The sequence below is a fragment of the Kitasatospora sp. NPDC085464 genome, assembly GCF_044541955.1.
In the GTDB taxonomy this organism is placed as follows: domain Bacteria; phylum Actinomycetota; class Actinomycetes; order Streptomycetales; family Streptomycetaceae; genus Kitasatospora.
The window spans coordinates 75,699-89,549 of record NZ_JBITTM010000023.1 but is presented as its reverse complement, the minus strand read 5'-3'; the positions used below and the strand labels follow the sequence as shown (position 1 = coordinate 89,549).

The following is a 13,851-nucleotide window of genomic DNA, read 5'->3' as shown; positions in this document are numbered from 1 at the left end:
GACCGTCGGGTCAGCCGGTGACCTTGACCTCGGCGACGCGGCCCTGGAACTTGCCCTCGGAATTCTTCGGCAGGCCGGTCAGCCAGATCAAGAGGTAGCGGGTGGTGACCGGGTTGTCCAGGGAGAAGTCGGCCGCGGGGCCGCTCTTCTTGCCCACCACCGAGTAGTCGCTGAGCGGGGCGCCCTTCGGGTTCGCCGTGGCCGCGGCGTTGGGCACCCGGAGCTCCGCCGTGTGGTTCCCGACGAACTGGACGTTCACGGAGTTGACGGACTGCGGCGAGCCGAGGTCGATCAGCAGTCCGGTGCCGGCCTTGTAGAGGTTCGGGGCGAACTGGTCCTCGTACCACTGGGTGATCCACTGCGTCTCGGGCTTGCCGTCGATCGCGTTGGCCAGGGTGTCCTTGCCCTCTGCCCCGTCGCCCAGCGGGTTGTACGACTGCGCGTCCTTGATGGCGATCGGCGCCGGGTTGTGGTTGCTGGCCTGCGGACTGGGCGCGGTGCTGCTGACCGAGGGCAGCGGGGACGAGGTCGCGGCGGTGCCGCCGCCGTTGTTGGTGTGGCGCAGGTGGTCGACGAACTGCCACGAGGCGACGCCGATCGCGCCGAGGGCGACCGTCCAGGCGGTGGCCTTGGCCACCCGGCGCAGCCGCCGCTTCATCCGGCGGGAGGCGGTCGGCCGGGAGGAGGCGGGCAGCGGGGCGACCGCCGGGTCGGCGACCCGGGTCGGGTTGGGCGCCGTCGGCAGGGAGTGGGTGTTGTGCCGGGGCGGCACGGGGTAGGCGGGCAGCTCCGGCTCGGGCTGGCGGATCCGGGGCATCTGCGCGATCGCCCGGACCAGCTCCTCCGGGGTGGTGATCGGCTCGGCGTGGTGCGGCGGGTGGTCGAACAGGGCCCGTGCGGCCAGCTCGGACAGGCCCTTGTGGACCCCGGCGCGGACCTGGTCGGGCGCGACGTTCTGGAGGCCCTTGGGCAGGCCCCGGAGGTCGTAGCGGTCCTCCGGGTACGGCCAGCGGTGGGTGAGCGCGGCGAACAGGAGCGCGCCGATCGCGCGGGTGTCGGTGCGCTGGGCGTCCTCGGTGGAGTCCTCCGGAGGCAGCCCGCGCAGGGCGGCGTCCACCGCGATGCCGTTGATCCGGTACTGGCCGCTGTCGGTGCGCAGCACGCAGCGCGGGGTGAGCCGCAGGTGGGCCTGGCCGCGCCGGTGGGCGGCCGCGACCGCGTCGGCGACCTGGCGGACCATCTGGTACGCCTCGTGCGGCTCCATCGGCCCGTTGGCGAGCAGCCGGGCCAGGTCGGAGGAGTGCGGCAGCCACTCCCGCACGACGACGACCAGCTCGCCCTCCTGGACGGCGTCCAGGACCTGGACGAAGCGCGGGTCGCCGAGCAGGGCGGCGGACTTGGCCGCGGCCAGCACCTTGCGGGCCCGCTGGTGGCCGGAGGCCATCAGGTGGATGCCGACGGCCCGGCGCAGCTTCTCGTCGACGGCGCGCCAGCTGCTGAAGGTGTCGGTCTCGGAGATGCACTCCTCCAGCAGGTAGCGGTGGCCGATCATGTCGCCGCTGCGGTGCTGGGGGGCGGGGAGGGTGCGCGGGAGGGTGGCGGTGTCGCGCGGGTCGACCGTGGGCTGCGGGTCGGTGGGGCGGCGTTTGGCGGGCGCCGGCGCGGCGGCGGGGGCCGGCTTCTTCCGGGCGGCGCCCGCGGCGAGTTCGGCGGCGATCTCCTGGACCGAGAGCGGGGCGGTGATCTCCGAGGTCTCCTCGCTCACGGAGGTCTCCGGTCCTCGCACGGCGGCGCCCCCGGGAGCGTCCCCGTCGGTGCTCCCGTCGGTGCTCCCGTCGGTGTCCTTCCCGTCGACGTCCGCGCGGTTCTTCCCGGGAGCGGCGGCAGCGGTGGGGGCGACCTCGCCGTCGACGGCGGAGGCGCGCCCGGCGGTGTCCTTCGCGACGGCGAGCTCGTCGATCGCCGCGGCCAGCGCGGCTTCGTCCGCCGCCGCGTCAGCTGTTGACGTGTCGACGACCGCCTTGGTGCCATCAGCCACCGTGGTCCTGCCTCCCCTTGTGTCGCCCCGGCTGAGAGAGTCGCTGGAGCCCGCGGGTTGGCGGCCCTGTGCTCCAGGACAATTGTGCCCACTCTTCTCCACCGGGTACGACCGCTGAGGGGGCGTCTCGGTTGCCCACCGGTGGAGAGATGTGGTGCAGATAGGACACCGGGTCACCATCAGGCCGCCGGGCGGGCCCGGGGCGACTGGCGGCCCAGCAGTCGGCCGGACGAGCGGCGGAGCTGTCCGCTCCGGTTGACGCCCGCTCAGGGCGCCCGCTCGTCCGGCCGTCGAAGGGTCGGTCAGCGGCCCAGTCGGCCGCGGACCATGCCCAGCATGGCGTTCAGTTCCTCGATCCGCAGGCGCTTGGCGATCAGCACGAAGACCGCCAGCTGCAGGCCGCCGGCCACGACGAGCGAGGCCACGCTGCCCGGCCAGCCGCCGAGCACCTGCTGGACCGCCAGGCTGGCGCCGAGGCCGACCAGGGCGGCCGGGACGCAGGCGGCGGCCAGCCGGCTGTACGTCTTGCCGATCCGCTTGGTGTCCAGCCCGCCGATCTTCTTCTTCAGCTTCGGCACGGCCACCATCACCCCGATGGCGTAGGCGAAGCCGTAACCGAAGGCCATGCCGATCACCGTCCACTGCGGCGGGAGCAGCAGCCAGCACAGCACCGAGAAGGTCGCCTGGCAGACGGCGACCCAGACGGTGTTGGAGAATGGCGTCCGGGTGTCCTCGTAGGCGTAGAAGCCGCGCAGCATCACGTACTGGGCCGAGTACGGGATCAGGCCCAGGGCGAAGGCGGAGAGCATCAGACCGACGTTGGTGGCGTCGTTCAGGACGGACTCGTTGCCGCCGACCGCGTAGATCGAACGGCCGATCACCGGGCCGAGCGACAGGAACAGGAACGCGGCCGGGACGACCGCCACCGCGGTGGTGCGCAGACCGTAGGAGATGTCGTCGCGGACGGCTCCGGCGTCCTCGTCGGCGGCCGCCCGGGACAGCCGGGGGAGCACCGCGCTCATGATCGAGACGGTGATCACGGCCTGCGGCAGCTGCCAGATCAGCAGGGCGTTGGAGAACGCGGCCAGGCCGACGCCGGAGTGGCCGGCCGCTGCGGCGGCGTCGCCGGCGTTGGTGGACAGCTGGGTGATCACCAGGTAGCCGGCCTGGTTGGCGAGCACGAAGAAGAACGTCCACTTGGCCAGCCGGGCGGCCTTGCCCAGGCCGTGGCCGCGCCAGTCGAAGCGGGGCCGGAAGCGGAACTCGGCCGCCCGCAGGTACGGGATCATCGCCAGCGACTGGACGACCAGGCCGATCAGGGTGCCGAGGCCGAGCAGCCGCACGCCCTCGGGCGAGATGGCCTCCGGGGTGACGTGGGTGGTGCCGAACCCGCCGTAGACCCAGATGTAGGCGGCGAAGGTGAAGATCACCACGATGTTGTTCAGGACCGGGGTCCACATCATCGCGCCGAACCGGCCGCGGGCGTTGAGGATCTGGCCCATCACCACGTGGATGCCCATGAAGAAGATCGTGGGCAGGCAGTAGCGGGCCAGCGCCACCGTGGTGTCGGCCCGCTCCGGGTTGGACATCATCGGGTGGGCGATCATCTGGACCAGGACGGGCGCCCCGAGGACCGCCAGGAACACCACGCCGCCGAGCCCGACCATCACCAGGGTGAGCAGCCGGCTGGCGTACGCGGTGCCGCCGTCCTCGTCGTTCTTCATGCTGCGCACCAGCTGCGGCACGAAGACCGCGTTCAGCGCGCCGCCGCCGATCAGGATGTACAGCAGGGTGGGCAGGGTGTTCGCCGCGTTGTACGAGTCACCCATCACGCTGACGCCGATGGCCAGGGTGATCACCATGGTCCGGACGAAGCCGGTGCCGCGGGAGACCAGCGTGCCGGCCGCCATGATCGCGCTGGAGTTCAGCAGGCTCGCGACCTTGCCGCCCCCGCCGGCCGCCGGGGCCGCCGCGGGCTCCGGCTGTGCGACGTGCTCCTCGGCGGCGAGGTCCGCCAGCGGCTCGACCGCCGGGGGCACCGCGACGGCGGCCACCTGCATGGTGGCCTCCTCCTCGGAGAGCGGCGGGTCGAACTCGATCGGCGGTACGAAGGGGCGCTGCCCGTCCGGACCGCCGTGCTGCTGCCGACGGCCCGGGTGGCCGCCCGCCGGCGGGTACGGCGCGGGGCCGCCCGGCGCGCCCGTGCCGCCGGGCGGCACGGCTCCGGGCATGCCCGGGTGGGCGGCCTGCGGGGGGTGCGGGGCCTGCGGCACCGGCGGGGCCGCGGCCTCCGCCTGGCGGCCGCCGAAGAGCGCGTCCACCCCGACGTACTCGGTGGTCTCGGTGTCCCAGGCGGAGTGCGCCGGGCCGGGCTCCCACTGCTGCTGCGGCTGCTCGCCGCCGCCCCAGTGGGGGACGGCCGAAGCCGGGGCCGGGGCCGGAGTCGCCTCCGGCTGCCAGCCGGCCTGCGGCGGGGTGTCCCAGCCGGGCTGCACCGGCGGCACCGGCGGCGAGAACTGGTCCGCCGCCTGGTACGGCGTCGGCGGCACCGGCGTGGGGTAGCCGCCGCCCTGCGGCGGCAGCTGCGGCGGCACGTCGTACGCGGCGGCCTGCTGCTGCGGCTCGGCCGGCCGGCCGGCCCGCAGACCGTACGGGTCCTGGCCGTCCTGCGCGGTCCCGTAGGCGTCGGCCGCGTACGGGTCCTGGGCGTAGGTGTCGGCCACGTACCAGTCGCCGGACGGCGACTCGGCACCCGGCCGGCTCTCACCGCGGCCCGGCGGCCGCTCCTCGCTGCGCCCGGTCATGTCACCTCTTCGATGTCGTGGGGGGAGGCCGGCCCGGCGTCACGGGGGGTCGGCGGTATCAAGGACCAACCTTCTCATCACTGGCGGCCCGATCCCGGCCATCCGGGCTGCTGGCGCGCAGTGTCTGCGCGGGACCCTCACCAGCGGCATCGTCCGCCGGCCCGTCCCCGTCGGACCCGTCGGAGCCGGTGTCCCCGGTGGCCCCGGTGTTCCCGTCGGACCCGGCGTTCCCGCTCGCCCCGTCCGCCGTCGGCTCCCCGGCCTCGGCGCCGTCCGCGGCCGGGCCGTCCCCGACCGGCTGGTCGCCGTCCTGGTGCGGCTGACCGCCCCGCCGCTTGCGCTGGCGCACGAAGCGCACCGCGGCCAGCAGCAGCAGGAGGCCGGCGCCCGCGAAGACGTACAGCACCCCGTTGGTCACCGAAGTCACCTCGACCGTGAACGTCCGGGCCTCGCCGTACGGTCGCGGGTTGGGGCCGGTGGTCCACAGCTGGGCGGTCATCTGGACCGGCCCGTTGTTGTGGGCCTCGGCCTGGTAACGGAGGGTGGCGCTCTGCGAGGCCGGGAGGACCAGGTCCTCCGCCTTGCTCACCTGCAGCCTGTTCGGCTGGAGCGAGGTGAGGACCAGCTTCAGGTTGGTGACCGTCTGGGTCAGGTCGTTGCGGACGCTGACCTGCAGCAGGCCGGTGTCGCCGGCCAGGGTGACCGAGGTCTTCTCCGGCACCTGGACGGCCTTGGTCAGTTCCTTCAGGTACTGCGTGACGCCCGTGCGGTAGGCGCCGCCGGCCGGGGCCTGGGAGCGCCACTCGGTGGACAGCGAGCGGACCATGGCGGCGTTGAACGGGCCGCGGACCCGCTGCGGCAGGGTGAGCACCCGCATCAGCGTGTCCAGGTCGTACTGGATGCGGTTGGTGCTGTCCAGGTCGGTCGCCGTCAGCTCCGAGGCGCGGGCCTGGGTCGGGTAGTCGGTGGCCGCCGGGACGCCGGTGTTGGCCTTCTCGTCGGGCGAGGACTGGGCCACCGCGTCCAGCTTGACCGGGGCGATCCACTTGCCGGTCGCCTGCTGCAGGGCGTTCGCCAGGACCTTGGCGGTGGCGACGCTCAGCTCGCGCGGCGGCATGATCAGCAGACCGCGCTGGTTCTGCGGCTGCTCGTGGGTGATCGCGAAGGTCTCGGCGAGGAAGCGCTGGGTCGACTCGGTCTGGTCCGTGCCGGCGCCCAGGTCCTTCTGGAAGAGCCCGGAGACCGTCTCGTCGGCGACCACGGCGCTCTGCCCGTTGCCGACCGGGCGCGCCGCGCTCGGGGTGTAGTTCAGCGCGTCCGGCTCCGGCATGCTCGCCCCGTTCGCCAGCAGCAGGCCGCTGCCCGCCTGCTGAGCGAGCGAGGCGATCTGCTGGTCGACGTAGCCCTGGTAGGGCCAGGCGATGTCGGAGCGGGTGTCCACGGAGAGCCGGCCCTCGACGGTCAGCCGACCGGCCGTGGCCGCCTTGTTCAGCGCCGTGGGCATCCCGGGCAGGTCGGCGCCGTTGTGGGCGATCGAGGCGATGTCCGGGTCGGCGTACGGCAGCGCCACCACCTGGCTGTCCGGCTTGGCGACGGCGGCCCGCAGCTTGTCCAGCCAGGCGGCGGCCGCCGCCGAGCCGTTGCGCGCGACGGTGTTGTCGTCCCTGGCCGGCTTGCCCGCGGACTCGGTGCCCGGGTTCTGCACCCGGTACGGCTTGGTCATCGCCAGCGCGGCGTCCAGCAGGTCCGGGTCGACCACCCAGGTCAGCCCGGGCAGCTTGGCGCCGGTGTCGACCAGCTCGTACAGCCGGCCGCCCGGGGCGAACTCGGCGGCCAGGCTGTCGTCGCGCAGCACCGGGACGGACTGCTCGTTGTCGGCGACGGTCTGCGCGGCCAGCACCGGCGCGTGCACCAGCGGCCACAGCGTGGCGACCTTCGTCGGCTGCGCCTCGGCGCCGCCCGGGTTGTACGGCAGGAAGCTCCGGGCGATGCCCAGGGCCCGGTCGTGCCCGTTGTCGGCGGTCGAGCCCCAGGCGTCCACCGCGAGCTCGTACACACCACTCGACGACAGCCCGAGGTCGTTCACCGCGACGCTCAGGGTGTACGGCAGCGTCTGGCCCGGATTGAGCTCCGGCAGGGCGTACTGCGGGCTGTCCAGCTCGACGCCGTCCCGCTCGATCGGCGTGGTGCGGCCGGCCACGTTGGCCAGGTCGCTGCGCCGGTCCAGCGGCCTGCCGGAGTACGGCTTGCGGACGGCCGCGTGGGCGTTCTTGAGCGCGGACTTGCCGGCGTTGGTCACGTGACCGGTGATCGTCACGGTGCCGTTGGGCACGGCCACCTGCGGGGCCAGCGACTCGATGCTCAGGACCACCGGGTACTCGGCCGAGGCGGTGGAGCCGGCGGTCGGGTGGGTGTCTCCGCCCGCCGGGTGGGTGCCTCCGCCGGCTGTCAGCGCACCGGCCGGGGCGGCCGTGAAGAGGGTCAGGGCGGCCGCGCAGGCGGCGGCGAGGCGCAGGCCCGCCCGGCGCACCGGATGACGTCCCCCGGCGGGGCGTTCGGCCCCTCCAGGCTGTCGGTGCGCCCCCAGGCCCGAGTGCCGTGCCGGCTCACTCACTCGCTTCGCCCTCGCCGTTCTCGATCGCTGCTGATGCTGTCCGTCCCGTCCGGCGCGGTCCGCCCGACGGTGTTCGCTTGGAACTCTTGAAATTCTTGAAACGCTTGAACTGTTCGCCCGACGCCGTCGCCGCACCGCTTCCGCGGGAGTTCCGCAGGCCGTGGCGGCACGCGACACCGCATCCCCTGTCCGGTGCCCGAGACTCGTCCACCGGCATGGTAACGATGCAGCCTGCGGTGCAGTGTTGCGGGCTGTGGGGTGAGACGCCCAAAACGCGCGGGCGGTTGACCTTCCGGGGCACGTACCCTTGTGAGCCGTGTCCACTGCCAATGAGCCCACCACGCGCACCGACCGTCCCAGCACCGCCGTCCGGGCCGTACCAGGTCTGAGCGAGGCCCAGACCCTGGGTCTGCAAGAGCTGCTGCGGGTGTCGCCGGTCGCCGACGAGATCGCCCGCCGCTTCCAGGCGGCCGGTCACCGGCTGGCGCTCGTCGGCGGCTCCGTCCGGGACGCGCTGCTCGGCCGGCTCGGCAACGACCTGGACTTCACCACCGATGCCCGCCCGCAGCAGGTGCTCAAGCTGGTGAAGGGCTGGGCGGACGCGGTCTGGGACGTCGGCATCGCCTTCGGCACGGTCGGCGCCCGCAAGGACACCGCCGAGGGCTCGTTCCTGATCGAGATCACCACCTACCGCTCCGAGGCGTACGACCGCACCTCCCGCAAGCCCGAGGTGACGTACGGCGAGAGCATCGAGGAGGACCTGGTCCGCCGGGACTTCACGGTCAACGCGATGGCCGTCGACCTGCCCGGGCGCGGCTTCGTCGACCCGCACCACGGCCTGGAGGACCTGGAGGCCCGGGTGCTGCGCACCCCCGCCACCCCCGAGGAGTCCTTCTCCGACGACCCGCTGCGGATGATGCGGGCCGCCCGCTTCGCCGCCCAGCTCGACTTCGACCCGGCGCCCGAGGTGGTCGCCGCGATGACCGAGATGGCCGAGCGGATCACCATCGTCTCGGCCGAGCGGGTCCAGGCCGAGCTGAACAAGCTGCTGCTGGCCAAGCACCCGGTGAAGGGCCTGCGCCTGCTGGTCGACACCGGCCTGGCCGGGCACGTGCTGCCCGAGCTGCCCGCCCTGCGGCTGGAGCGTGACGAGCACCACCGGCACAAGGACGTCTACGAGCACTCGCTGACCGTCCTGGAGCAGGCCATCGGCCTGGAGCAGGACGGCCCGGACCTCACCCTGCGGCTGGCCGCGCTGCTGCACGACATCGGCAAGCCGCGCACCCGCCGCTTCGAGTCGGACGGCCGGGTCTCCTTCCACCACCACGAGGTGGTCGGCGCCAAGATGACCCGCAAGCGGATGCGCGAGCTGAAGTACTCCAAGGAGCTCACCGAGGACGTGTCGCGCCTGGTCGAGCTGCACCTGCGCTTCCACGGCTACGGCGGCGGCGAGTGGACCGACTCCGCGGTGCGCCGCTACGTCACCGACGCCGGGCCGCTGCTGGAGCGCCTGCACAAGCTGACCCGCTCCGACTGCACCACCCGCAACAAGAAGAAGGCGGCCACCCTCGCCCGCACCTACGACGGTCTGGAGACGCGGATCTCCGAGCTGAAGGCGCAGGAGGAGCTGGACGCCGTCCGCCCGGCCCTGGACGGCAACCAGATCATGGAGCTGCTCGCCATCAAGCCCGGCCCGCAGGTCGGCAAGGCGTACAAGCACATGCTCGAACTCCGGCTGGAGCACGGTCCGATGGAGCACGACGAGGCGGTCGCGGCGCTGCGCGCCTGGTGGGCGGAGCAGCAGGGCTGACGCCGGCCGGGGCTTCCGGCACGACGCGAGGGGTGGTCCCGGCACCGGCCGGGGCCACCCCTCGCGTCGTGCGGCGGGCTGTCCGAGCTGCCGGGGCAGCCCGGGCCACGAGAGCTACGAGAGCTTCTTGAGGCAGAGCACGTAGTTCAGGGACGGGAAGTTGGTGTAGGTGCGGGTGTACCAGCTGTCCGACTTCGACTGCTTCTCGCAGACCTTCTCGTCGGACGTGGCGAGGTACTTGAAGATCACCTTGTACTGCGCCTTGGCGTCGGTGCAGGGCAGGACCGAGACCTTCGGGTGGGTGTCGGTGGTCTCGCCGGCCGGGCCGTTCTCGTTGTGCAGGCAGTCGCCCGCCTTGGCCTGGTCGACGCTGTCCGTGTCGGGGGTCGGGGTGGTGACCGGCGGCAGCGTGATGCTCGGCACCGCCGGCATCGTGAAGGTCGGCGACGGGAAGGCCGGCGGCGGCGAGGGCGTGAAGGTGAAGGACGAGGCCGACGGCGAGGGAGCCGCGATGATCGGGTCGGACGGGTCGTCGTGCTTCGCCGGGCCGAGCACGCCGGTGGCGGCCAGGGCGACGGTGACCGCCAGCGAGACCGGCACCACCAGCATCGCGATGTGCGGGCGGCGGGTCAGCGGGACGCCCGGGTCGAGCTGCGGGCCGTGGCTGCCCGGGACGGGCGGCTGCAGCTGCTTGAACCGGTTGTGCGGGCCGAGGTTCATCAGCAGCGTGATCGGGGTCAGCAGCCACGACACCAGGCTCCACCAGCCCTGGACCAGCGTCCGGGCGGACATGTCGCGCACGGTGGCCGTGCCGCAGGTGCGGCAGAACGGGCCGGACATCCGCAGCATGCGGTAGGCCACGAGCAGGCCCTGGTGGCCGCGGACGGTGGCGTTCACCGCCGGGTAGCCGCCGCAGAACCGGCAGGTCAGGCCGTCCACCGGGCCCTGGGGCGGGTACCCGTAGCCGTAGCCGGCCGGGGGCTGCTGGTAGCCGTACGGCTGCTCCGGCGGCGGGGCGCTCGGGTAGCCGTACCCGGGCTGGCCGGGCGGCGGCGCACCGTAGCCACCGCCGGAGGAGTAGGGGTTGCCGTCGCCCGGCGGCGGACCGTACGGCATCTGGGGCGGAGGCGGAACGGACAAGTGGTCCCCCGGGGACGGAGTGGCGGAAGGGTTCAGGACTTCTTCACCGGCGGGACGCCGGTGGAGGCGGGTGTCATCGGGCCGAGGCAGAGCACGTACCGCTTCTTGTTCCAGCGGCGGCCGCTCTTGCCCGAGACGGCGCTCGTGGTCTGCGGCGTCTGCTTGCACCGGTTCACGTCGGTGGTGCCTTCGAACTTCGACAGTACGCGGTAATTCGCTTTGGAATCAGTGCACTTGACGATGTCGACATCACGGGAGCCGCTCACCCGCACACAGTCGCCGGGCTTGGCGCTGCTGACGCTCGGCCCGGCGACGAAGTACCCGACCGCCAGGGCTATGCAGCCGCCGACCAGGCCCACGGCCTTCAGCTTGGACTTGGTGCCGAGCTTCTTCGCGGGGGCGTTCGGCGCTGCGGGCGCGGGCTGCGGGTAGCCGTACGCCCCGGCGGGCGGCTGCTGCCCGTACGGAGCCTGCCCGTACGGGTTCTGCCCCGGAGGCTGCTGGCCGTACGGCTGCTGCCCGTACGGCGGCGGTGCTCCGTAGCCGCCCGGGGCGGGCTGCCCGTAGCCGGGCGGCGGACCGTACGGAGCTGCGGGCGGGGGGACGGGCGCACCGTACGGCGGCGCGCCGGGCGGCCCCGGCGGGGCCGGCTGCGGCGGCCCGTACGGGTTGGGCGGTGTGCTCATCAGTTCGTCCCCCGAGACAGAGTGCTGTCGCTCCGACAGGTCTGACACCTTAGCGACTCGGTCGGACGCCATCCGTCCCGAGCCCCGGGGGATCCGGTGGGAGCGGGTCAGGCGAGTGGCCGGCGGCGGGCGGCGCGCAGGTAGACGACCGCCGTGACGGCGTACACCGCGGCGACCCCGACGACCACCGTGACGGAGCGGCCGGACATCGGCAGCACCAGCGCGGTGACCACGGCGGCGGCCACGAAGGCGACGTTGAACAGCACGTCGTAGATGGCGAAGACCCGGCCGCGGTACTCGTCCTCGACCGTCTCCTGCACCACGGTGTCGGCGCAGATCTTGGTGCCCTGGGTGACCACCCCGAGCAGCAGGGCGGCGATCAGGCACGGCACCAGCGTGAAGCTCAGGCCGAGCGCGGGGACGAAGACCACCGGGGCGACCAGGCAGGCCGTCATCCAGCCGGTCAGGCCGAGCTTCCGGGTGCACCAGGGACTGATCACGGCGGCGACGAAGAAGCCGGCGGCGGAGAGGGCGACCGCCTGGCCGAGGGTGACCAGGCCGGCCGCGGGGTCGGCCGGGTCGTTGAAGGTGTACCGGGCGAGTATCACCACGACCACGATCAGCACGCCGTAGCAGAACCGGGCCGCGGTGACGGCGGCCAGCGCGTGCACGGCGGGCCGGCAGTCCCGCACCAGGTGGCGCACCGCGGCGCCGAGTTCGACGGCGGCCCGGACCAGCGCCTGGCCGAGCGCCGGGCGGTCGGCGTGCTGCTCCGGTCCGAGCAGGTCGCGGTCCATCCGGCGGGCGGCCATCGCGGCCGACAGGTAGAGCAGCGAGGCGACCGTCACCAGTGCGGCGTCCGCCTTCGGGCCGGGGGTCATCACCTGGTGCATCAGGAAGCCGATGACCCCTCCCGAGGCGGCGGCGACCGACCCGAGGGTGGGGGAGAGCGCGTTGGCGGTGACCAGCTGCTTCTGCTCCACCACCCGGGGCAGGGCGGCGGAGAGGCCGGCCAGGATGAACCGGTTGAGCGCGGTGACCAGCAGGGCCGAGGCGATGAACAGCCAGTTCGGCGCCCCGGCCAGGAGCAGTGCGCCGGTGCCCAGGCCCAGCCCGAAGCGGGCCAGGTTGCCGAAGTACAGCACCTGGCGGCGGCGCCAGCGGTCCAGCAGCACCCCGGCGAACGGGCCGACCACCGAGAACGGCAGCAGCATCCCGGCGAGCACCGTGGCGATGTCGGCGGGGGAGGACTGCTTCTCGGGGGAGAAGACTACGTAGGCGGCGAGCGAGACCTGGAAGACGCCGTCCGAGAGCTGGGAGAGCACCCGGGCGGTCAGCAGCCGCCGGAAGTCGCGGCCCCGGAGCAGGTCCAGGAGCGTGGCGCGGTGCGCGGGCTGGTGGGTGCTGCCGTTCTCGGTGATCGCCACCCGCCCAGGGTGCCATGGAACCGGTGGCTGTTTCACGTGAAACATTGGCCGGGAAGAGGTGAAGGGCCCACGATCCGGTGATCGTGGGCCCTTCCGAGGAGCTATCGAGCGGTCAGCTGCTCAGCGCTCAGCGCTCGACAGTCGCGAACCTCGCTGCGCTCAGCGCTCGACCTCGCCGCGGATGAACTTCTCGACGTTCTCCTTGGCCTCGTCGTCGAAGTACTGGACCGGCGGGGACTTCATGAAGTACGAGGAGGCCGACAGGATCGGGCCACCGATGCCGCGGTCCTTGGCGATCTTCGCGGCGCGCACCGCGTCGATGATGACGCCGGCGGAGTTCGGGGAGTCCCAGACCTCCAGCTTGTACTCCAGGTTCAGCGGGACGTCGCCGAACGCACGACCCTCCAGGCGGACGTAGGCCCACTTGCGGTCGTCCAGCCAGGCCACGTAGTCCGAGGGACCGATGTGGACGTTCTTGGCGCCCAGCTCGCGGTCGCGGATCTGCGAGGTGACGGCCTGGGTCTTGGAGATCTTCTTGGACTCCAGGCGCTCGCGCTCCAGCATGTTCTTGAAGTCCATGTTGCCGCCGACGTTCAGCTGCATGGTGCGCTCAAGGATGACACCGCGGTCCTCGAACAGCTTGGCCATCACGCGGTGCGTGATGGTGGCGCCGACCTGGGACTTGATGTCGTCACCGACGATCGGCACGCCGGCCTCGGTGAACTTGTCCGCCCACTCCTTGGTGCCCGCGATGAACACCGGCAGGGCGTTCACGAAGGCGACCTTGGCGTCGATGGCGCACTGGGCGTAGAACTTGGCGGCCTTCTCGGAGCCGACCGGCAGGTAGCAGACCAGGACATCGACCTGCTGGTCCTTGAGGACCTGGACGACGTCGACCGGGGCCTCGTCGGACTCCTCGATGGTCTCCAGGTAGTACTTGCCCAGGCCGTCGAGGGTGTGGCCGCGCTGGACGGTGACGCCGGTCGGCGGCACGTCGCAGATCTTGATGGTGTTGTTCTCGCTGTTGCCGATGGCGTCGGCCAGGTCGAAGCCGACCTTCTTGGCGTCGACGTCGAAGGCGGCGACGAACTCCACGTCACGGACGTGGTAGTCACCGAACTGGACGTGCATCAGCCCGGGGACCTTGCCGGCCGGGTCGGCGTCCTTGTAGTACTCGACACCCTGCACCAGCGAGGCGGCGCAGTTGCCCACGCCGACGATGGCTACGCGAACCGAACCCATTTCCGGTTGCTCCCTGTGATCTCATGAGGACCGCCGGGACCGGCGGAACTCGTCCTGCTTCTTCGATGACTGCTTGTAAGGGCGCGCGAG

Annotated in this window: 8 protein-coding genes; 1 reads left to right on the top strand and 7 read right to left on the bottom strand. The window is 72.6% G+C overall.

The annotated features are described in order from the left end of the window. Positions 1-10: 10 nt before the first annotated feature. The 3 genes from ACIGG8_RS21430 to ACIGG8_RS21420 all read right to left on the bottom strand — a co-directional run bounded on the left by ACIGG8_RS21430 (position 11) and on the right by ACIGG8_RS21420 (position 7,372). On the bottom strand, positions 11-2,038 hold the full coding sequence (locus tag ACIGG8_RS21430) for a serine/threonine protein kinase (RefSeq protein ID WP_396549851.1): 2,028 nt from the start codon (positions 2,036-2,038) through the stop codon (positions 11-13). A 302-nt stretch (positions 2,039-2,340) separates the two neighbouring features. After that, on the bottom strand, positions 2,341-4,842 hold the full coding sequence (murJ, locus tag ACIGG8_RS21425) for a murein biosynthesis integral membrane protein MurJ (RefSeq protein WP_396549849.1): 2,502 nt from the start codon (positions 4,840-4,842) through the stop codon (positions 2,341-2,343). A 58-nt stretch (positions 4,843-4,900) separates the two neighbouring features. Beyond that, a complete protein-coding gene (locus tag ACIGG8_RS21420) occupies positions 4,901-7,372 on the bottom strand; it encodes a DUF6049 family protein (RefSeq protein WP_396549847.1) in 2,472 nt (823 codons plus the stop codon). Between the two features lie 469 nt (positions 7,373-7,841). Here ACIGG8_RS21420 and ACIGG8_RS21415 point away from each other — a divergent pair, with 469 nt between their 5' ends. Further along, positions 7,842-9,266, top strand: coding sequence for a CCA tRNA nucleotidyltransferase (locus ACIGG8_RS21415; protein ID WP_350525953.1), 1,425 nt, complete (start codon positions 7,842-7,844; stop codon positions 9,264-9,266). Between the two features lie 114 nt (positions 9,267-9,380). Here the strand turns inward: ACIGG8_RS21415 and ACIGG8_RS21410 are convergent, their stop codons facing one another. The 4 genes from ACIGG8_RS21410 to ACIGG8_RS21395 form a co-directional block, all read right to left on the bottom strand. Next, the gene (locus tag ACIGG8_RS21410) at positions 9,381-10,382 is read right to left on the bottom strand and encodes a hypothetical protein (RefSeq protein WP_396549845.1); all 1,002 of its coding nucleotides are present in this window, start codon (positions 10,380-10,382) and stop codon (positions 9,381-9,383) included. A gap of 56 nt (positions 10,383-10,438) precedes the next feature. After that, positions 10,439-11,092 (bottom strand): hypothetical protein, encoded by a 654-nt coding sequence (locus ACIGG8_RS21405; RefSeq protein WP_396549843.1) that lies wholly within the window; start codon positions 11,090-11,092, stop codon positions 10,439-10,441. A 107-nt stretch (positions 11,093-11,199) separates the two neighbouring features. Further along, the gene (locus ACIGG8_RS21400; protein ID WP_396549841.1) at positions 11,200-12,519 is read right to left on the bottom strand and encodes an MFS transporter; all 1,320 of its coding nucleotides are present in this window, start codon (positions 12,517-12,519) and stop codon (positions 11,200-11,202) included. A gap of 159 nt (positions 12,520-12,678) precedes the next feature. Continuing rightward, positions 12,679-13,761, bottom strand: coding sequence for an inositol-3-phosphate synthase (locus ACIGG8_RS21395; RefSeq protein ID WP_350627479.1), 1,083 nt, complete (start codon positions 13,759-13,761; stop codon positions 12,679-12,681). Positions 13,762-13,851 lie beyond the last annotated feature (90 nt).